This window comes from Candidatus Eisenbacteria bacterium, assembly GCA_030017955.1.
In the GTDB taxonomy this organism is placed as follows: Bacteria; Eisenbacteria; RBG-16-71-46; order JASEGR01; family JASEGR01; genus JASEGR01.
Genome location: JASEGR010000028.1, coordinates 1 through 19,325, shown reverse-complemented (window position 1 = coordinate 19,325; position 19,325 = coordinate 1). Strand labels below are relative to the sequence as shown.

Annotated in this window: 21 protein-coding genes, 1 tRNA gene and 1 other RNA gene; all 23 read left to right on the top strand. The window is 53.2% G+C overall.

Annotation, left to right across the window (positions count from 1 at the left end; genetic code table 11):
• The first annotated feature begins 4 nt into the window (after positions 1-4).
• Entirely contained in the window at positions 5-1,153 is a 1,149-nt protein-coding gene (locus QME66_06255; protein ID MDI6808569.1) for an NAD/NADP octopine/nopaline dehydrogenase family protein, read from the top strand.
• Positions 1,154-1,174: 21 nt separating this feature from the next.
• Positions 1,175-1,864 (top strand): hypothetical protein, encoded by a 690-nt coding sequence (locus QME66_06250; GenBank protein ID MDI6808568.1) that lies wholly within the window; start codon positions 1,175-1,177, stop codon positions 1,862-1,864.
• 52 nt (positions 1,865-1,916) lie between these two features.
• On the top strand, positions 1,917-3,803 hold the full coding sequence (locus QME66_06245; GenBank protein MDI6808567.1) for a cobalamin-binding protein: 1,887 nt from the start codon (positions 1,917-1,919) through the stop codon (positions 3,801-3,803).
• A gap of 19 nt (positions 3,804-3,822) precedes the next feature.
• Positions 3,823-5,076 (top strand): mechanosensitive ion channel, encoded by a 1,254-nt coding sequence (locus QME66_06240; GenBank protein MDI6808566.1) that lies wholly within the window; start codon positions 3,823-3,825, stop codon positions 5,074-5,076.
• 14 nt (positions 5,077-5,090) lie between these two features.
• Positions 5,091-6,437, top strand: a complete 1,347-nt coding sequence (locus tag QME66_06235; protein MDI6808565.1) for an asparagine synthase-related protein — start codon at positions 5,091-5,093, stop codon at positions 6,435-6,437.
• A gap of 159 nt (positions 6,438-6,596) precedes the next feature.
• A complete protein-coding gene (locus tag QME66_06230; protein ID MDI6808564.1) occupies positions 6,597-6,884 on the top strand; it encodes an HgcAB-associated protein in 288 nt (95 codons plus the stop codon).
• Positions 6,885-6,917: 33 nt separating this feature from the next.
• Complete coding sequence (gene arsM, locus QME66_06225; protein ID MDI6808563.1) at positions 6,918-7,745, top strand: arsenite methyltransferase; 828 nt, start codon at positions 6,918-6,920, stop codon at positions 7,743-7,745.
• Positions 7,746-7,819: 74 nt separating this feature from the next.
• A tRNA-Ala gene (locus tag QME66_06220) sits at positions 7,820-7,895 on the top strand.
• 143 nt (positions 7,896-8,038) lie between these two features.
• A complete protein-coding gene (locus QME66_06215; protein ID MDI6808562.1) occupies positions 8,039-8,257 on the top strand; it encodes a DUF167 domain-containing protein in 219 nt (72 codons plus the stop codon).
• A 53-nt stretch (positions 8,258-8,310) separates the two neighbouring features.
• Positions 8,311-8,577, top strand: an RNA gene (gene ffs, locus QME66_06210) — signal recognition particle sRNA large type.
• 32 nt (positions 8,578-8,609) lie between these two features.
• On the top strand, positions 8,610-10,271 hold the full coding sequence (gene dnaX, locus QME66_06205) for a DNA polymerase III subunit gamma/tau (GenBank protein ID MDI6808561.1): 1,662 nt from the start codon (positions 8,610-8,612) through the stop codon (positions 10,269-10,271).
• Between the two features lie 5 nt (positions 10,272-10,276).
• Positions 10,277-10,591, top strand: coding sequence for a YbaB/EbfC family nucleoid-associated protein (locus tag QME66_06200; protein ID MDI6808560.1), 315 nt, complete (start codon positions 10,277-10,279; stop codon positions 10,589-10,591).
• Positions 10,588-11,190: a recombination mediator RecR gene (gene recR, locus QME66_06195; protein MDI6808559.1), complete on the top strand. Its 603-nt coding sequence runs from the start codon at positions 10,588-10,590 to the stop codon at positions 11,188-11,190. Before QME66_06200 ends, recR begins: the two co-directional genes overlap by 4 nt.
• A gap of 251 nt (positions 11,191-11,441) precedes the next feature.
• Complete coding sequence (locus QME66_06190) at positions 11,442-12,011, top strand: 2-oxoacid:acceptor oxidoreductase family protein (GenBank protein ID MDI6808558.1); 570 nt, start codon at positions 11,442-11,444, stop codon at positions 12,009-12,011.
• Positions 12,004-12,303: a 4Fe-4S binding protein gene (locus QME66_06185; GenBank protein ID MDI6808557.1), complete on the top strand. Its 300-nt coding sequence runs from the start codon at positions 12,004-12,006 to the stop codon at positions 12,301-12,303. The genes QME66_06190 and QME66_06185 overlap by 8 nt, the downstream gene beginning before the upstream one ends.
• Before the next feature lie 197 nt (positions 12,304-12,500).
• Positions 12,501-13,682, top strand: coding sequence for a pyruvate ferredoxin oxidoreductase (gene porA / locus QME66_06180; GenBank protein ID MDI6808556.1), 1,182 nt, complete (start codon positions 12,501-12,503; stop codon positions 13,680-13,682).
• A 14-nt stretch (positions 13,683-13,696) separates the two neighbouring features.
• Entirely contained in the window at positions 13,697-14,635 is a 939-nt protein-coding gene (locus QME66_06175) for a thiamine pyrophosphate-dependent enzyme (protein MDI6808555.1), read from the top strand.
• Between the two features lie 18 nt (positions 14,636-14,653).
• On the top strand, positions 14,654-15,100 hold the full coding sequence (locus QME66_06170; GenBank protein ID MDI6808554.1) for a phosphatidylglycerophosphatase A: 447 nt from the start codon (positions 14,654-14,656) through the stop codon (positions 15,098-15,100).
• A gap of 146 nt (positions 15,101-15,246) precedes the next feature.
• The gene (locus QME66_06165; GenBank protein ID MDI6808553.1) at positions 15,247-16,479 is read left to right on the top strand and encodes a competence/damage-inducible protein A; all 1,233 of its coding nucleotides are present in this window, start codon (positions 15,247-15,249) and stop codon (positions 16,477-16,479) included.
• 24 nt (positions 16,480-16,503) lie between these two features.
• Positions 16,504-17,061 (top strand): RNA 2',3'-cyclic phosphodiesterase, encoded by a 558-nt coding sequence (thpR, locus tag QME66_06160; protein MDI6808552.1) that lies wholly within the window; start codon positions 16,504-16,506, stop codon positions 17,059-17,061.
• A 48-nt stretch (positions 17,062-17,109) separates the two neighbouring features.
• Positions 17,110-17,844: a sulfite exporter TauE/SafE family protein gene (locus tag QME66_06155; protein ID MDI6808551.1), complete on the top strand. Its 735-nt coding sequence runs from the start codon at positions 17,110-17,112 to the stop codon at positions 17,842-17,844.
• Between the two features lie 100 nt (positions 17,845-17,944).
• Entirely contained in the window at positions 17,945-18,316 is a 372-nt protein-coding gene (locus QME66_06150) for a DsrE family protein (GenBank protein MDI6808550.1), read from the top strand.
• Between the two features lie 80 nt (positions 18,317-18,396).
• The gene (locus tag QME66_06145; GenBank protein MDI6808549.1) at positions 18,397-19,191 is read left to right on the top strand and encodes a GNAT family N-acetyltransferase; all 795 of its coding nucleotides are present in this window, start codon (positions 18,397-18,399) and stop codon (positions 19,189-19,191) included.
• Positions 19,192-19,325 lie beyond the last annotated feature (134 nt).

Below are 19,325 nucleotides of genomic sequence, written 5' to 3'. Positions count from 1 at the left end.
AGAGATGACGAACCCGAACGATGAACGGCTCCACGCGCTTCTTCGGAAAACCCGCGACAAGGAATTGGAACTCAAGTATTGCGTTGTCGGTGCCGGTCACGGCGGAATGGCCATGGCGGCTCACCTGGCAATCATGGGATATTCGGTGAACCTCTACAACCGGACAAGCGAACACCTGAATGGGGTGCGCTGGCATGGCGGCATTGCGTTGGGTGGGGAGGCCAGCGGTTTTGGCCGCATAAACCTTGCGACTGCAGACATTGCGGAAGCGATTTCCGGCGTTGACGTGATCATGGTAGTCACCCCGACGACGGCGCACCGTCCGTTGGCAAAGAAAATGGCTCCGCATCTGATCGACGGTCAGATTATCGTTCTGAACCCGGGCCGCACCGGCGGCGCGCTGGAATTCCGCAAAGTCCTTGACGACAACAAGGCCACTGCGAGTGTGTTTCTTGCCGAGACACAGACATTCATATATGCATCGAGAGCGCTCTCGCGATCCGAAGCGTTTATCTACCGGATAAAAAACAAGGTACCGCTCGCGACATTGCCGGCGTATTGGATACCAGATGTTCTGGCGGTGATCAATCAGGCATTTCCTCAATTTGTTGCAGGAAACAATGTGTTGTGCACAAGCATGGAGAACATTGGCGCGATTTTCCACCCTGCTCTGACTCTCGTTAACGCTGGCTGGATAGAGGCAACCCAGGGGAACTTTGACTACTACACGCAGGGTATAACGCCATCGGTCGCGAAACTCCTTGAGAAGATAGACCAGGAGCGGACCGCGGTGGCCAGCAGCCTTGGCATCGGGACCGTTTCGGCCAGAGAATGGCTGTACTTGTCATACGATTCCTCCGGCCGGGATCTTTTCGAAGCAATCCAGAACACAAAGAGCTACCGCGGGATAAAGGCGCCGCAAAACATTTTTCACAGGTACGTCTTTGAAGACGTGCCCATGAGTTTGGTTCCGCTTGCATCTATCGGCGCAATGTTCGGAGTTCACACTCCGACGATTCACATGATTATCGAGCTCGCCTCAATCATGCATGGCCGCGACTATTGGTCCGAGGGCCGGACTGTGGAAAAACTCGGCCTGGCAGGACGTTCGGTCCAGGAAATCCGCCAGATGGTCGTCGGGGTGGAGCGGTGAACTACAACGGAGGTTGAATCAATGAAAACTTACTTTGTGCAGATGGGTTTCATGCCGTTTCTGCAATCCATGTCGCCTGGTGTCGCCGCATTGCTCGTTTTGTTGCTGGGCTTCTGCGTGGCGATTCTGGTCCGGCTGCTGGCCTCGCGGATCCTTGAGGCCGCCCGGTTCAACACCTTGTGCGACAAAATCGGTGTCTCTGAGTTCCTGCGAAAGGGCGATGTCAACTACTCGCCTGCGAGACTGGCCGCAGTGATAGCGTATTGGCTGACACTTCTCTCAGCCATACTGTGGGCTCTTCATCTCATCGGCGTGAGACTTGTGGCAACTCTTGTGAACCGGGTCGAGGCTGCGCTGCCAACGTACATCGCAGCGGTGTGCATCGTTGCGTTCGGATACGTCGTCGTATCTTTCTGTGCAAATGTTCTTCGAACCATTGCCAGGAATGCGGCTTTCGTGTACGCCGACTTGCTTGCCAGTGTGGTGAAATGGGGTGGTCTGTTTCTTGTTCTGGCCATTGCAGTCGGACAGCTAGGTCTTGAGTTCAAGCTCATCAGCGCTGCCTTTCAGATAATCCTGGCTGCCGCCGCATTTGGCCTCGCACTTGCCTTCGGCTTGGGCTGCAAAGACATAGCTCGCGATTCAATGCAGAGATTCCTCCACAACCTTAGGGAAAGACACAGGAGTACTGAAAGCGATTTGGAGGGATAGAAACGGTAACCATAAACCGTTCTTCCGTGGGAGTTGGGAGAGGGAGAAGATAGTGAGAAGAGTCCGCGGGACCCGTACCGACCGCTTTGGATTGGTGCGTCCTCAATTGGATGCACACACACTCGGCATAACTTCGGTGGCGCAGCTTCTGAGGGATTGCGGCTACCACGTGATCGTGGCAGATGCTACCGCCTCCGAGGCATTCGGCTTCCCTGAAGATCCTGCCCGCGGCGCAGTCATCGAGCATTGGCTTCTCGACAACCAGATTGACGTTCTCTGTTTCAGCTACAGGCTGAATCCCGCGGACGGTGCAGCTTTAGTCTCACGCTTGGTTGGTGAACTCAAGCGGCGGCGTCTGTTCGCAGTGGATGGTGGTGCGGTCAAAGCCTTGCACTTCGCAGGGCTGCCCGAAACTTGCCGGATGGTCCGCGAGCGTAATCCTGAGGTGGGAGGGATCTTCGTGGGGGATGAGACCCCCGCTGAGACTCTCCGCATGCTGGGAATAGAGACAGAGATTTTGCCGAAAGACTTGCTCAAGGGGATGGCATACGACGAAGACCGTCTCTCGTTCGGCAAAGAACTGATTGAAAAAGGAGAGTATCTTGCAGTTCGACCTATTGACCGGAGTGGGTGTGGTGGGTACGGAACAGGAGCCGACCGGCTCGAATCAAGGATTCAATATGGGATTGACCACCGCATGCCGCCTCTTACGCGGGCTCATGTGGGGCCGTACCTTCCTGATCGCGCCGAGGCAGTGCGCCTGTTCCTGCAATGGACCCGTGAACTCGCCGCATCAGGCCTGCTTGACGTACTTTCTATTGGAACTTCTCAGCTCACTCAATCCAATTTCGGAGAAGATTGGGGCGATAAGCCGAATGGCGGCGGTGTGCCGCTCAACTCGAAGGAGGAGTTTGCCGCTGTCTGGCAGGCGGCGAGACCGATGCTCGTCCGGAGCTATGCCGGGACGAAGAACATCGTCTCGCTGGCAAGAATGTACGAAGAAGCGATAAGCATCGCCTGGCATGCGCTCTCGCTGTGGTGGTTCTGCCGGATAGACGGCCGGGGGCCGTATTCGGTGCGGGAGAACCTCGAAGAACATTTCGAGACTCTCAGGTACATCGCATCGACGGGGAAACCCTTCGAGCCGAATGTCCCTCACCATTTCGCCTTCCGCGGGTCTGATGATGTAACCTACATTGTGTCTGCTTTCGTCGCTGCCAAGGTTGCTAAATCGCTGGGTGTCCGGCTTCTGGTCCTGCAGAATATGCTCAACACGCCCAAATATACCTGGGGAGTTCAGGACCTGGCTAAGTCCAGGGCAATGCTACAGCTCGTTCGGGAACTTGAGGACGACGGGTTCCGCGTCGTCCTTCAGCCGCGCGGAGGGCTGGACTACTTCTCTCATGACCTCGACAGAGCAAAGGCACAACTTGCTGCAGCGACCGCGCTCATGGACGATATAGAACCTCATAACACGAACAGTCCTGCCATTATCCACGTGGTGAGTTTTTCCGAGGCCTCACATCTCGCAGATCCCCCGACTGTGAATGAAAGCATCCAGATAACTCGCCACGCACTTGAGGCGTACCGCAAACTGAGACGCAAGGGGGAGATCGACGACATGTCCCTCCACCCGGAAGTTCTGTCCCGGACTGCAGAACTCGTGTCTGACGCACGGGTCGTGATTGAAGCCATTGAATCATCGATCCGGAACCCGTACACGCCAGAAGGGCTCTACCGGATCCTTTCCTCTGGATTTCTGCCTATTCCTTACCTCTGGGAGTGCAAGGAGGAATTCCACCGGGCCGCTGAATGGCAAACCCGTCTGATCCGCGGATCAGTGAAGGTGGTGGATGAACATGGAATCCCGATCTCCGCGTCTGATCGAATGAGGTTTGTCACAAAATCGGAACGTTCCATTCCGGAAGAGTATTCTTGAGGCCGCCAAGGGGGATGATATGTCGCTCACTGCAAAGCTTGCGCGGAGATGCATGTTCCAACTTGCTCCGGCAAGTGTTGTCTTGGTTCTGACTCTGACAGCCGATGGTCTGGCGGGTGCAATTGGAGAGGGAGCCGCCGGGACGCCTGACCTTTCTCGAGAATTCCTGCGCTTCGTAATCTGGTTACCAGGGAGCTTCGTTGCAGGCAAGATAGTCCTCCTTATCTGGAACTGGGTGCTTTTGCCCATCGCCAGGCGGACACGAACAAGCCTTGATGTTGTGATGCTTGAAGGTTCCCGCGCGTCGGTGCAGTGGGCGGTCTTTCTGGCTGGGCTGAACATGGCCGCCCGTGCGAGCTTTCAAGGAGCGCCGGCCGTTACCGAATCTGTTGCCTGGACAGTTCTGAGAGGGGCACTTTACGTGGCCGTGGTTCTGGCTCTTACATCGGTTGCCTACTCTTTTGCGCGCGCTTTTACGGAATGGTACGGAAAAGGGGTCGGGGGTGGAGAGCGTCCGACTTCCCATGACCAGGTTGTTACACTTCTCCGGAAAATCGCCAAGTTTGTGTTTTTCTTCATCGCTTTCACAATTATCTTCGACCATTTCGGCGTCCAGATTGCCGGGGTCCTTGCGACAGCAGGTGTGGTATCGCTAGCCGTTGCGTTTGCCGCGCAGGAAACCATCGCCAACATGATAGCAGGATTCGCCTTGACGATGGACCGCCCATTCCGGCCAGGTGACAGGGTTGAATTAGCCAACGGGAAGATGGGGGATGTGCTGGAGATCGGGTTTCGAAGCACCCGCATCCTGGCCTTCGATAACACTGTAATCAACATCCCGAACTCGGAGATCGCCAAGAACCAAATAGTCAATCAAAGCACGCCAACCCCGCTTTACAAAATCAGGTCAAAGATCGGCGTCAGTTACGGAACTGATTTGAGAAAGGCCAAGAGAATCCTGCTTGAAATCTTCAGGGCCCACCCCGAAGTACTTAAGGATCCTGCGCCCGGCGTGTACTTCACCGAATTCGGTGACTCTTCGCTGGAGCTCTTCTACGTGTGTTGGGTCGCAGATTATCGCAATCAGTTCAGAATCAGGGACGAGCTGAATATGTCCATAAAGGATCGGTTCGAGGGGGAGAGGGTCGAGATTCCGTTCCCGCAGCGGGACATCCATGTTCGCCAGGAAAGAGCATGGCTGCAGACGTCTGGGTCTAATCGTGGCGTGGCTGTGACAGGCAGCCACAAGCAGTCTGAAAAGGACGCAACATAGAGGGGGATGCTGTTTTGGCTGGCATAGCGGGCATAGCAGAAGCAGGCAGAACCGGGGACGTTACGAAGATGCTGGAGAAGATTGAGCATCGCGGCAGAGCAGGGAGACTGGTTGTTGAGATCGAACAAGCGACTCTTGGCGTTGCGTTCAACGACCGTAATGCAACCGCACTTGCGCTCGAACAAAACACCGTGCGGGACTACGCCGGGAAGTGGCATTTTGCAGAGGCAAAGGTTAGCGACGAAAAGGTGCTGCTTTCACGGGATCCGGTTGGAGTCGCGCCGCTCTACTACGGGAGAACCGGAAGCGGTGCTGTGTGCTTTGCCTCAGAGGTAAAAGCTATTCTGACTGCGACCGATGATGTGCGCATCCTGCCTCCCGGCTGCTCGTATGATGGAATCCAGATGAAAACCGACTATTTCCCGGACAAGCAGCCGCTGCTAAGGGAAAAGCCGGAGGTTGTAGCGAAGGAGTTGAGGCGGAAGCTTACCGCCTCTGTGGAGAGGTGTATTGCCGGCCAGGAGGTTGGCGCATGGTTGTCCGGCGGATTGGACTCGAGTACAATGGCTGCGCTCGCCAGACCATTCGTCAAGAAACTTCACACCTTTTCCGCAGGCCTTGCAGGCGCACCAGACCTGGAGTATGCGCGAGAGGTCGCGGATTTCCTGGAGGCCAACCACCACGAAGCCCGGACAAGCATGAATCAGATGCTCCAACTTCTGCCGGAGGTCATATATCACCTGGAATCATTCGATGCGCTCCTGGTCCGTTCAAGTGTAGCAAACTATCTGGCAGGAAAGGCAGCGGCTGAGTACGTCACAGACGTACTCTCCGGAGAAGGCGGCGACGAGATGTTTGCGGGTTACGAGTACTTGAAGACCCTCCAGCCGGACAAGCTGGCCGATGAGCTTATCGACATCACAGCGCGGCTCCACAACACTGCTTTGCAGCGCGTCGACCGGTGTGCGTCGGCGCATGGGGTTGTTGCCCACGTTCCATTCCTCGACCCTGATGTCGTTGAGTATGTGTTGCGCATACCTGTGGAGTTCAAAATCCACGGCGGCGTCGAGAAATGGATCTTGCGGAGGGCTCTGGATGACGCGCTTCCTCAGAAGATCCTGCAAAGACGAAAAGCCAAGTTCTGGGAAGGGGCCGGAATTGGTGAGTTGTTGGCGCAACATGCTGACGGCAAGATCTCAGATGCGGATTTCGGGCAGGAGCGCATCTTGCCGAACGGCTGGACCATAAATACCAAGGAAGAGCTTATGTACTACCGCATTTTTCGGGAGCGCTTCGGAGAACTTGGTGATTTGTCGTGGATGGGACGGACAAAAGGGGCACCGTCCGCGGCAACAGAGTAGGAGCCGCCAGGTTGTTGTTTTTCACTCTGCCTGCAGCACCAACCACTCGAGAAAAAACCTTGACAGAAGATCATCTGATTTGTTAGAATGGTCAGTGAATTCAGAATTAGCTGATTAGGTCGATCTGTCTCATGAAGTTGTGGTCAGGAGGTGATTGAAATGTGCGAGAAAGGCAAGAAAGGAAAGGGTGATTGCTGCGGCGAGTCGAAAGGCGCACGGGTGGGCTGCTGCAAGGTTGAATCGGTGGTAACCGTAGATGCACGCGGCCAGATGGTGCTCCCAAAGGAGATCAGGCAGCGGGCAGGAATCAAAGCCGGGGACAAGCTGGCAGTAATTAGCTGTGAAAAGGGAAACAAAGTGCACTGTATCTCCCTTGTGAAGGCCTCTGATTATGCAAAGATGGTGAAGGACGTACTCGGACCTCTCATGAAGGACATAATGGGCTGAGCATGCCTGCCGGGGGTTCCGGAGGTTAGGAATATGAAAAAAGAAAAAGTGAAGAAAGCCGTCAGAGAAGGCTACGGGCGAATTGCGAAGGAAGGGAGCTCTTGCTGCGCCGGTGCGGCGCCATGCTGCGGGGGCACCAGCCAGAGCGAGACGATAAGCACATCTGTGGGATATTCTGAAAAAGAGCTTAGAGAAGTCCCCGAAGGTTCAAACCTTGGACTGGGCTGCGGGAATCCGATCGCGCTGGCGTCTCTGAAAGAGGGCGAGACAGTTCTTGATCTTGGCTCAGGAGCAGGATTCGATTGTTTTCTCGCTGCCAACAGAGTTGGGAAGAACGGGAAAGTCATCGGCGTTGACATGACTCCCGAGATGGTCGAGAAGGCGACGCAAAACGCAAAGAAGGGCAATTACGGCAATGTTGAGTTCCGGCTCGGAGAGATTGAGAAACTGCCGGTCGCAAACGATTCAGTTGATGCAATAATCTCAAACTGTGTGATCAACCTCTCGCCCGAGAAGGAGAAGGTTTTCAGGGAAGCGTTCAGAGTCCTCAGGCCGGGCGGACGGCTGATGGTTTCAGACCTGGTGCTTCTCAAAGAGCTTCCGAATTCGCTGAAGAACTCTGTCCAAGCATACGTGGGGTGCCTCTCCGGAGCGATGATGAAAAATGAATACCTTGATGCCATCAGGTCAGCCGGGTTTCACGAGGTCAGAGTACTCGATGAGACCAGCTTCCCTGTCGAACTCATGGCAAATGACGCAACCGGAAAGGCAGTTGTGGAGGATCTGAATCTCTCGGCTGGCGATCTCAAGGAAGTCGCCGATTCAGTGTTGAGCGTCAAAGTCTCTGGTGTAAAAGACTGAAAACCTTGCGAAGAGAACCGCAATCGGCTAGCATTGTGGAAATTGACTGGAATCAAATCTAGCCGGTTAGCGGTGGGGATGTAGCTCAGCTGGGAGAGCGCCTCGTTCGCAACGAGGAGGTCGGCGGTTCGACTCCGCTCATCTCCACCAAAACACAGCACTCGGCAAGTCAGGAAATCTTGCTCGCGAATCGGCAGCTGAGCCGATTCTTCCGCGTTGTCACTTCACAAAAACGACTTTCGCCGGACGAGATTGCCCTGCGCTGTGTGCGACAATGTCCGAGTCTTGGTTCTATGAAAATCTCGGTGGTTGTGAGAGCGAATTCGAAGGTCGAGAAGGTTGAAGAAGCGAGCCAGGGCAGCTATCGCATCTGGGTCAAGGAGCCTCGAAAAGGAGGCAGGGCAAATGCTGCAGTCCTGCGGGCGCTCGGGGCGCACTTCGGCATTCCGGTGTCACGTATCGCAATCAAGAGCGGTCACACTTCGAGTCGCAAGATCGTAGAGATTGTGTGAGCGCAAGAAAACTCTGTCCACTTGCATCGTTTTGTTCTAGTATCAGAGCTGGGCCGTGCTAGACGGGGAGTTAGCGGTGCCCTGTACCCGCAATCCGCTCAAGCGGGGTTGAATCCCCATTTTGAGGTTGACCTTCTCAGTGCAGGGTTCTTCCTTTTCGGGCATCGATGGTCAGGCCCTGCGCAACTGAAATCTACAAATCCCGCCAGGACCGGAAGGTAGCAACGGTAAGTAGCGCATTCAGTGTGCCGCAGGTCTCCCTGACCGGAGTCAGGAAGAAAGAGGCTCTCCTGAGTAGTAGATCGAGATTGGGTGCACGGCCCTAAGATTGTTAGTTCTTGGAGAAAGTTAGATGCAAGAAAAAATCCCGTATCAGGTTTTGTCGCGACGGTGGAGACCAAGAGTCTTTGAAGAGATAGTGGGACAGGAGCATGTGACGACCTGCCTCATGAATGCAATTGAAGCCGGCAGGGTTGGGCACGCATATCTGTTCAGCGGATCAAGAGGCGTCGGGAAAACGACGGCAGCACGGGTCTTCGCAAGGGCGATCAACTGCGAGAACGGACCAAAGAGAAATCCGTGCAACGAGTGCAATACATGTAAAGAAATGCTTATCGGGTCAAGTCTTGATTTTCTTGAAATTGACGGCGCATCAAACCGCGGAATTGATGAGGTCAGAGAGATCAGAGAGAAAATAAAGTATGCGACTGCCGGTTCCAGGTACAGGATATACGTGATTGACGAAGTGCACATGCTTACGACGCCTGCTTTCAATGCACTCCTCAAGACACTTGAAGAGCCTCCTTCGCACGTGATTTTCATCATGGCCACGACTGCGCCGAGCGAGATTCCACCGACGATCCTGTCCCGGTGCCAGCGGTTCGATTTCAGGAGAATCTTCCCGGAGAAGATTGTCGAAAGACTCAAGATGGTCTCGAAAAAAGAACATTTCTCCGTTGAGGATGAGGCCCTCGCAGTCATTGCGAAAAAGGCGGAAGGCAGCATGAGGGATGCCGAGAGCATGCTTGACCAACTTGTGACCGGTACGGAGGGAACTGTTACGGCAGAGGTTGTCCGGAACTTTCTCGGCATACCCAAGGAAGATGTTTTCTTTGAAATCACACAATCCGTTCTTGATGGGAAGCCGGCCGAGACGCTCAAAGTCCTCGAGGAGCTCTACAAGGAGGGGCATGATCTCGATGAATTCGCAGGCTCGCTTATCGAGCACCTGAGACACCTGCTGCTCGTCTCAATTGACCGGTCTCTTGCCGAGCCCGCCGGGATACTGAAGAGTTCGCTCTCAAGGCTTGCGGAGCAGAGCGCAAAAACGAACGATGCAGACCTGGTCAGACTGATAAGAATTCTCAACTCCGCCGCATATTTGATGAAGAGGAGTCCTGTGCCGCGGCTCCATCTGGAACTTGCGCTCGTGGAAATGGCGAATCTTGATTCCACAGTCAGCGTGAAGGAATTGATAGAAAAACTCTCGGTCATTGAGAAGAAGTTTGTTGGAGATGGCGGAGACGAGTTGGACCATGAAAACAGAGCTGGAAAGAAGCATGTGGTCCGGGACGACGATCGGGACCCCGCCTCGCGCGATTCGGGTGCCCACCCTCAGGCGCAAAAGCCGGCGCCGTCACACGTTGAACCCGGGCGCGTAGAAGAAGCGGCAAAGGGGTGGGAAGTCCTCCTTCTCGCCGTTAAGAAGAAGAAAACTTCTCTCTGGGGTTTCTTGAGCGAGGCAAAAGTTCTGTCTATCTCCGAGACAGAGTTGACAGTCAAATTGCCTCGAGATCAGAGATTCCATAGGGAGCGGATCGAGGATAAAGCAAACAGAGAAATAATTCTCGATGAAATTAAGAAGGCGTTTGGGAAGCCTCTTTCTCTTAAGGTGGTTGACGGAGAAGTCACAGAGATAAGTGGGGCAAAAGGGGAAGACCCGTTGGAGAATGAAACTGTGAAAACGATTGTGGAACTTTTTCATGGTGAAATCGTGAAGAAAGAGAAGAGGTGACCCTCATGAAGAATTTTGCATCGATCATGAAACAAGCGCAGAAGATGCAGGAAAAGATGAATGAGCTTCAGGCACAACTTGAGACCAAGATTGTCGAGAGTTCCGCGGGCGGAGGGATGGTCAAGGTTACAGCAAATGGCAGGCAGGAGATCGTTTCAATAAAGATAGACCCTGAGGTTGTGAGCAAAGACGATGTCGAAATGCTTGAGGACCTCATCCTTTCTGCAGTGAACGAAGCGAGAAGAAAAGCGGATGAGCTCGCCAAGGAAGAAATGGCGAGACTCACCGGTGAACTGGGTCTCCCGGGGCTCTTCAAGTGAAATACAGCTCGCAGCTTGTCGAGAAACTCATAGAAGAGCTTGCCGCGCTTCCCGGAATAGGTAGAAAGTCCGCGCAGAGAATTGCTTTTCACCTCATGCGCGTCCCGAGAGAAGATGCCTCCCGGCTTTCCGATGCAATAATGAAGGTGAAAGACTCAGTGAGGTACTGCGGAGTGTGCTGGAACATCACCGAAGTCGAACCTTGCCACATTTGCAAGGACGGGGAGAGAAATCTCACGGAAATCTGCGTGGTGGAAATGCCGAATGATGCGCTTGCCGTTGAGGGGACGGGCGAATACAGAGGCACGTATCACGTGCTTCATGGGGCAATCTCGCCGCTTGATGGTATTGGCCCCGAGAATCTGAAGATCAAGGAGCTTCTGAAGAGACTTGAAGACGGAAGAGTCAGAGAAGTCATAGTCGCAACAAACCCGAGTGTCCAGGGCGAAGCGACAGCGCTCTACTTGAGGAAAGTCATCGCGAGAAAAGACCTTAGGGTGACAAGGATTGCAAGAGGAATTTCTGTCGGGACTGACCTCGAATACGCAGATAAGGTCACGCTCGCACGGGCACTGGAGGGAAGAAAAGACATGGAGTAATGCTGGTTGACCCAGCCGTCCCCCCGTGGTATGCTTTCCGACCAGGCTTTGTTGTCAACAATCCAAATAAACCGTTGAGTGAGCCTTTTGAAGGCAACGAGTGCTCATGATGGCTGCGGGAGATGCACGAGGCCGGGTCATCGAGGCAGCCTTCAGCCTGAAGACCGGAAATGGCAGAGGCCCGGACGGGCGGCTGGGATCTTTAGCTTTGTGAAGATGCCGGGTCAGACCACTCACCTTGGAAGGGAGGAATGATGATCGAGATTAGCTGGTTGGGTAGAGGTGGACAAGGTGTAAAAACGGCCGCCCTCCTCTTTACGGAAACCGTGATTCACGAGGGGAAATATTGTCAGGGTTTCCCTGATTTCGGTCCTGAGAGAAGTGGCGCGCCAGTCAAGGGATACAATAGGATTGATGACAAGGAGATAAGAATCCATTCCAGGATCGAGAATCCTGACATAGGCGTCGTTCTTGATCCTTCTCTTATGGGCAAGGTTGATATCCTTGCAGGACTTAAGGAAGGCGGTACTCTCCTTATCAATACCGACAAGGACCCTGGCGCTATTGCGAAGATACTAGGACTCACCGGAAGAAAGGTGTTCACTGTCAACGCCACTGGGATAGCGCTCAAAGAGATTGGCCGGCCGATTCCGAATACGCCCATGATGGCCGCTCTCGCCAGGGTCACCGGAGTCATCAAGCTCGAAACTCTGGCAGGCCTGGTCAAGGAAAAATTCGCCGGGAAGTACTCTGACAAGGTAATAGAAGGAAACTTGAGGGCACTTGAGAGGGCCTATAAGGAGGTAAAAGGGAATGCTTGACAAGCTGAAGGGATGGAGGGAACTCCCGCTTGGATGCGTCATAGAAAAAGCCGGGAATTCTGATGCCTATGAGACAGGTTCATGGAGGACTTTCAGGCCGGTCCTTGACACTGAGAAGTGCACAACCTGCCTTTTGTGCTGGATCTATTGTCCGGATTCATCGGTTCGCGTGAAAGACAGCAAGGTCGTCGGTTTCGACCTCAACCACTGCAAGGGCTGCGGCATTTGTGCTCAGGAATGCCCCCCGAAGATAAAAGCGATTTCGATGAAGCTGGAAAGTGAATTTGAATGAGACGTTGTGGCGGTATGACTCATCGAACCCCTCCGTCACCTTGGTCCTCTCCCTTGGGGGGAGAGGTTGGTGAGGGGGAATTCTGGTCGCGCGAATGCGGCCGCTGTAAATCGGTCGTGCGGGGAACCAAACGCTACGGTCAGATTCATCGTGCTTAGCAGTAAGTCGGAATAAAGCAGAACGTATAGGGAGGAAACGTGAGAAAGATTCTTTCGCTTACGGGTAATGAGGCAGTCGGAGAGGCAATAAGACAGCTTGAGCCAGATGTTGTCGCGGCCTACCCGATAACTCCTCAGACTGAGTTAATGGAGAGATTTGCCCAGTACGTAGCTGATGGAAAGGTTCAGACAGAGTTTGTGCTTGTCGAATCGGAGCACAGCGCCATGAGCGCCTCTATCGGCGCGTCACTTGCAGGTGCAAGATCGATGACTGCGACATCAGCGAATGGTCTTGCTCTCATGTGGGAAGTCCTCTATGTGGCATCCGGCAATAGATGCCCCATAGTGATGGCTGTTGTCAGTAGGGCGTTGAGTGGGCCCATCAATATCCACTGCGACCACAGCGACTCCATGGGCGCGAGAGACACGGGTTGGATCCAGCTTTTCTCAGAGAGTGCTCAGGAAGCGTACGACAATATGATTCAGGCGACAAAAATCTCCGAATCACAGGATGTTCTTCTTCCCACGATGGTGATGCTTGACGGATTCATAACGAGCCACACTGCCGATAGAGTAGAAGTTCTTGATGATGCGGAGGTTAAGAAGTTTGTAGGCGAATTCAGGCGCAAATACTCTGTGATCGATGTGGACAACCCGGCTACGTTCGGTGCGCTTGATCTTCAGGACTACTATTTCGAGCACAAAAGGCAAGTCGCTGAGGCCGTGAGCCAATCAACGAAGAGAATCCTGAGCGTTTCGGAAGAGTATGGGAAGCTCACTGGAAGGAAGATGGCTCTTTTTGAAAGCTACAGGATGGATGACGCCGAGACCGGAATAATCGTTCTTGGGTCAACAGCAGGGACAGTCAAGGTCGTAGTCGATGAGCTGAGGGCTGAAGGAAAGAAGGTTGGGATGATCAAGCTGAGAGTCTTCAGACCTTTCCCCGGGGACCTTCTGGCATCCAGTATTTCCCATCTCAAGGCGGTTGCTGTTCTTGATAGGTCACACACGTTTGGCGGCCCGGGCGGCCCCGTTTTCACGGAAGTCAGAGCATCTGCCTACGGAAAAGTGAGAAACGTTCCCATCATCAACTATGTCTACGGTCTTGGTGGAAGGGATATTTCGATCGGGGACATAAAGAATGTATACAAAGAGCTCGAAGGCATCGGGAAAGCCGGAGAGCCACTTACCCGGTTTGAGTTTCTGGGAGTGAGGGAATAGAGGAAGGAGAGAAAATGATTTCGCTAAAAGAAAGTTCTAAGAAAGAAGACCTGCTGGCAGGAGGTCACCGTGCCTGCGCCGGCTGTGCGATGACAGTGATCGTGCGGCAGATACTGCTTGCAGCGAAGGAACCGGTCGTTGTGGGTTGCGCAACAGGATGTCTCGAGGTCACAACGACAATCTTTCCCTATACAGCATGGAAGACTCCATTTGTCCATAGCGCGTTTGAGAATGTCGCTGCCACAGTTAGCGGAATTGAGTCTGCCTATAGGGCGCTCAAGAAAAGGGGAAAGGTCACAAAGGATATCAAGTTCATCGCTTTTGGCGGCGACGGCGGCACGTATGATATCGGGATCCAGGCATTGTCGGGGGCGCTCGAGAGAGGGCACAACATGCTCTATGTATGCTACGACAATCAGGCCTACATGAACACCGGGACCCAGCGTTCCGGCTCAACACCCATCGGAGCGCATACCAGCACCACACCCAAGGGTGATGTCATCATGGGAAAGCAGCAGCACAGGAAAGACCTTACAGGAATCGTTGCGGCGCACAATATTCCATACGTGGCGCAGGCATCTCCCAGCAACTGGCAGGACCTGATGAAAAAAGTCGAAAAGGCACTTTCAGCGAACGGGCCATCGTTCATGAACATTGTTTCATCATGCCACAATGGCTGGAAGTTTCCGGCGGAGCTGAGCATAGAAATGTGCAAGCTAGCTGTGGAGACCTGCTATTGGCCGCTTTTTGAGATTGAGGAGGGGACGTACAAGCTGACGCACAAGCCCAGGATTAAGAGACCCATCGAGGACTGGGTTAAACCGCAGGGAAGGTTCGCTCACCTCTTCACGCCCGAAGGAAAGCAGCTGCTTGAGCGGCTTCAAAAGGATGTTGACAAGGCCTGGGATAATCTTCTCATCAGGTGCGGTGAGGTCGAGCTCGCCGCAAAATAGGTGACTGTCACTATTTTGATGAAACGAGAAGTAGTGAAATTCCTTGCCACGGGAGTCTATGCCGGCTATTTCCCCGTAGCGCCTGCGACATTCGGAAGTCTCATCTGTCTCATCCTGGTCTGGTTTCTCTTTCCATACCTCATGGACATCTACTTGCCCGTCATGCTTGCAGTCTGTGTCATTGCCATCGTTTTCGCTTCCCTCGGCGAGCGATACTTTGGAGAAGACGGGCACAAGATCGTGATTGATGAGTTTGCAGGCATGATGGTGAGTCTCTATGCACTGCCCAGGAGTTTTCCAATCTATCTTCTTGCATTCTTCCTTTTCAGGATTTTCGACATAGCAAAACCTTTTCCGGCAAGACGCTCTGAGAATTTGCCTTCCGGGCTCGGAGTTACTGCCGATGACCTCGTGTCCGGGCTCTATGCGAATCTTGTGGCGAGAGCGATTCTTCTCTTGCGATAGAGATGTCCCTCTCCAATTCTTGGGACTGTCACGTAGTCTCCCTCTCCCCTCCGGGGAGAGAATGAGGTAGTCACTTATCTGTCCTTGGGAGCTGCCACGTAGTCTCCCTCTCCCCTTTGGGGAGAGGGTCAGGGTGAGGGGTCCTCATGAACGGTGAAATCATAACAATCGGAAACGAAATCCTCATCGGCGAGACGCTCGACACGAATTTCACGTTTATCGCGAAGGCCTTGAGGCAGGTGGGAGTCCGTGTCCTCTGGCACACCACAGTCGGAGATGATGGGGATAAGATTTGCGAAGCACTGAGACTTGCTATTTCGAGAGCCAATATCGTTGTTGCCACAGGCGGGCTTGGCCCAACCCCGGACGATGTGACAAGAAAATCTCTTGCCACTGTGATGGACACTCAGCTTGTTCTCAACGATGAGATTCTGGAGAGAATAAAGACGCGATTCATGACACGCGGCCTGGAGATGCCTCCCATGAATGAGACCCAGGCCCTCGTGCCGAGAGGGGCAACTCTGATTGAAAACAAACAGGGGCTCGCTCCCGGCCTTTTCTTCGAGGTCGGAAAAGCAAGACTCTTCATTCTTCCCGGCGTGCCCTTTGAGATGGAGCAAATGATGGAGGATTTCGTCCAGCCCAGACTCCGTGAGCTCAAGTTGGGAACGATAGAAGAGCTCACCATCAGGACTACCGGCATCCCTGAGTCTGCGATTGCGGAACGACTCAAGGAGTTCTCGGGAAAGATCGAAGGATTTCCTGTTTCGTTTCTTCCCAGCGTCGATGGCGTTGACCTGAGAGTCACCATGGCCAGCTTGCCGGGAACGGACACGGAGAAGATTAAGGAAAAGATAAGAAGCGCAGCGCGGGAGAAGCTTGGAGACTTGATATATGGTGAGGGCAAAGTAAGGATGGAGGAGGTAGTCGGCGGGATTCTCTCCAGGCAGAAGAGACGGCTTGCGGTTGCCGAATCCTGCACTGGAGGACTGATTTCATCGAGGGTTACATTTGTTCCAGGAAGCTCGGACTACTTTGAGCGCTCAGTTGTGTCTTACTCCAACAGGGCGAAAGTGGAGCTTCTCAAAGTTCCCGAAGAACTCATTGCCCAGAATGGCGCTGTCAGTGACGAGGTGGCGCGTTCCATGGCAGAGGGGATAAGGAAAGAGGCCGGGGTTGATTTGGGACTTTCTGTGACGGGAATCGCAGGTCCTGCAGGTGGGAGTGAAGAGAAACCGGTCGGGTTAGTCTTCCTGGCTGTCTCATCAATACATGAGACGAGAAGCGAGAAACATATCTTCTCCGGCGAGAGGAGAAATATTCAAAGAAGAGCGGCACAGGCTGCTCTTGATCTTCTCAGAAGGTTTCTTATCTCTTAAGGTGATTTATTTAGAGGCCAACGCATGAGAACTTTTGTTGCAGTCTTTTTCCCAAGTGAAATCAACACAAAGCTGTCGCGGCTAATCCACGATCTATCACGGGAAGCGATCGGCGTCAAATGGGTCGAGGGAGAAAACCTGCACATGACGCTCAGATTTCTTGGAGAGATGAACGAGAGCGACCTGGGGAAGCTTTCCGGGCTTGCGTCAGCGACAAGTCAGAAAGTGAGAAGCTGCACCGGGAGACTATCAGGACTGGGTGCTTTCCCTTCACTTGAAAGACCGAGGGTCTTCTGGGTCGCCATGAAAGAAGGCGGCACTGAGCTTATTGACTTGAGCCAGGAGCTCGAAAGAGGGCTGGTCGAAGCTGGATTCGGGAAGGCAGACAAGCCTTTCAAGCCACACCTCACTATTGGAAGAGTCCGCGTCCCCAAAGGGATTGATGCCTTAGCTCAGAAGGTTAGGAAGATGGAATTCGAAACGGAAGGCTTTCCAATAGATTCTTTCTCAATCGTAAAAAGCACTCTCACGGGAAAAGGGCCGATTTATACGAAGCTCTCGACCTTCAAGCTTCTCTTGTGAGGAAAACCATCTTGCCTCTCAGACGATCCCGCGTTGACGGCATGGCTGATGCCTATTGAAACTCTCCTCCTGATTTGTGTTGGAATTCTGATCGTTGCTTTTTTCTACTCCTCGGTTGGACAGGCAGGGGCGTCAGGCTACATCGCAGTGATGACATTATTTGGGCTTGCCCCGGCAGTCATCAAGCCGGCGGCCCTTCTCCTCAACATCTTGGTGGCATCTCTTGCCGCGTGGCAATTCTGGAGAGCTGGTCACTTCTCCTGGAAGCTATTCTGGCCATTTGCGCTATCTTCCATTCCTTTTGCCTTTCTCGGGGGCTATCTGAATTTGCCAGCCCTGGTATTTAAGATCGTTCTCGGCACAGTTCTTCTATATTCCGCCGCCTGTTTCATTATCCGTCCCAAGGGACAAGAAGAAACTCATCTTCCCCGAAAGCCGATTGCCTTGTCCATTGGAGCAGGGCTAGGTCTTCTATCAGGACTGACAGGTATTGGCGGAGGGATCTTTCTGATGCCGCTTGTGATTCTCGTGCGTTGGGCACGCACTAGGACTGCATCGGCCATTTCTGCACTCTTTATTCTTGTCAATTCGATCTCCGGGCTGCTCGGGAACATCAGCAGTACTAAGCACCTTCCTTCCTTTGCTCTGCCTTTTGCAGCTGCCGCAATCTTGGGCGGGTCCGTCGGTTCCTACTACGGAAGTCATCGGTTTTCACCTCTCCTCATCAGAAGGCTTCTTGCCGTCGTTTTGACAATTGCAGGTTTCAAGCTGATCTTCGCCTAGCGAGTGTGAAGGTTCCCGGAAGAGATGTTTTCCCATCACTGAACTGCTTGACACTTTTCCTCCACTGAGCGATTGTGTATTTCACAAAAGGAGGGCGTACATGGCAACCATTACAGTGATAGTTGGAGAGCCGCCATACGGAAAAGAGCGAGTGTACACGACACTGAGATTCGTGCTGACCGCACTTCACGAGGGCCATGCCGTGAATCTTTTTCTTATCGAAGACTCTGTTCTTGCGCCGAAAAAAGGGCAGAAACCCTCTGAAATGCCGGGCGTCCTGGATGAGAAGATGCCTAATTGCGAGGAGCTTGTGAAGGCAGCCATCAAGGCTGGTGCCAAGGTCAAGATCTGTGGCAACTGTGCGTTAGAACGATCCCTGAATCAAGGCGACCTCGTGGAGGGAGTCGAGGTTGCCTCGATGAGGGACTTCGTGCGGTGGGTTCTGGAGTCCGACAAAGTTGTGTCTTTCTAAACGGAAGAAAAAGAAAAATAGTGACAGTCACCTATTTCCGAGAAAAATAGTGACAGTCACCTATTTCCAAATGATTTCTTATGAAAATCATTGACCTACAGGATGAATACAAGCAGCTCTATTGCGAGTGCCTCGAAGACTGGTCAGATGACATCAAAGAAGCTGGTGATCATAAGCTCAGATGGTGCGAGAGAATGAAGGACAAAGGGTTGCGTGTGAAGCTTGCTCTCGACGACAACGGACAAGTCGGTGGAATGATCCAATATGTTCCCATCGAGTATTCATCCGCAGAAGGCGAAGGTCTCTATTTTGTCAACTGCATTTGGGTTCACGGCCACAAGAAGGGACGGGGGAATTTTCAGAAGAAGGGGATGGGAAAGGCGCTGCTCCGGAGCGCCGAAGATGATGTGAAGAGCATGAATGTGAATGGGATGGTGGCATGGGGCTTGATATTGCCATTCTTCATGCGCTCATCCTGGTTCAAGAAGCATGGATACAAGAGAGTCGACCGCGATGGGATAATGGAGTTGGTCTGGAAACCGTTGGCCGCTGATGCGAAACCTCCAAAGTGGATACGGAAAAGGAAGAAACCTCAGCTTGAACCCGGAAAAGTAACTGTTACCGCTCTCTTAAACGGGTGGTGCCCTGCCCAGAACATGGCTTATGAACGCGCAAAACGGGCATGCGGGGAATTCGGCGACAGCGTGGTCTTCAGGCCAATCGATGCGTTTGACAGAAATGTTTTTCTGGAATGGGGACAGTCAGACGCTCTTTTCATAGACAAGAAACAAGTGCGGACAGGCCCCCCGCCTTCCTACGAAAAGATACGAAGGCTCATCGAGAAGAAAGCGAAGAGAGTCTCGGGACGCGCATAAGGCGAAGCAGTCGTGCCGTGTCACCGATGCCGGCTTTAGCCGCCGGGCCGCACTACCCATTTCTCGATCTATCTCTTTCTGTTTAAGCAAAGTCAATATGTCCCCTTAACTGCAAAGGGAAAATGTCCCCTTTG

Bases quoted from the DNA above. Each gene is read 5' to 3' on its own strand.
- QME66_06230 (MDI6808564.1), top strand. From the start codon at position 6,597: ATGTGCGAGAAAGGCAAGAAAGGAAAGGGTGATTGCTGCGGCGAGTCG.
- arsM (MDI6808563.1), top strand. From the start codon at position 6,918: ATGAAAAAAGAAAAAGTGAAGAAAGCCGTCAGAGAAGGCTACGGGCGA.
- thpR (MDI6808552.1), top strand. From the start codon at position 16,504: ATGAGAACTTTTGTTGCAGTCTTTTTCCCAAGTGAAATCAACACAAAG.
- QME66_06155 (MDI6808551.1), top strand. From the start codon at position 17,110: ATGCCTATTGAAACTCTCCTCCTGATTTGTGTTGGAATTCTGATCGTT.
- QME66_06165 (MDI6808553.1), top strand. From the start codon at position 15,247: ATGAACGGTGAAATCATAACAATCGGAAACGAAATCCTCATCGGCGAG.
- QME66_06215 (MDI6808562.1), top strand. From the start codon at position 8,039: ATGAAAATCTCGGTGGTTGTGAGAGCGAATTCGAAGGTCGAGAAGGTT.
- QME66_06185 (MDI6808557.1), top strand. From the start codon at position 12,004: ATGCTTGACAAGCTGAAGGGATGGAGGGAACTCCCGCTTGGATGCGTC.
- QME66_06170 (MDI6808554.1), top strand. From the start codon at position 14,654: ATGAAACGAGAAGTAGTGAAATTCCTTGCCACGGGAGTCTATGCCGGC.
- QME66_06240 (MDI6808566.1), top strand. From the start codon at position 3,823: ATGTCGCTCACTGCAAAGCTTGCGCGGAGATGCATGTTCCAACTTGCT.
- QME66_06175 (MDI6808555.1), top strand. From the start codon at position 13,697: ATGATTTCGCTAAAAGAAAGTTCTAAGAAAGAAGACCTGCTGGCAGGA.
- QME66_06255 (MDI6808569.1), top strand. From the start codon at position 5: ATGACGAACCCGAACGATGAACGGCTCCACGCGCTTCTTCGGAAAACC.
- QME66_06150 (MDI6808550.1), top strand. From the start codon at position 17,945: ATGGCAACCATTACAGTGATAGTTGGAGAGCCGCCATACGGAAAAGAG.
- dnaX (MDI6808561.1), top strand. From the start codon at position 8,610: ATGCAAGAAAAAATCCCGTATCAGGTTTTGTCGCGACGGTGGAGACCA.
- QME66_06190 (MDI6808558.1), top strand. From the start codon at position 11,442: ATGATGATCGAGATTAGCTGGTTGGGTAGAGGTGGACAAGGTGTAAAA.
- QME66_06200 (MDI6808560.1), top strand. From the start codon at position 10,277: ATGAAGAATTTTGCATCGATCATGAAACAAGCGCAGAAGATGCAGGAA.
- QME66_06145 (MDI6808549.1), top strand. From the start codon at position 18,397: ATGAAAATCATTGACCTACAGGATGAATACAAGCAGCTCTATTGCGAG.
- QME66_06250 (MDI6808568.1), top strand. From the start codon at position 1,175: ATGAAAACTTACTTTGTGCAGATGGGTTTCATGCCGTTTCTGCAATCC.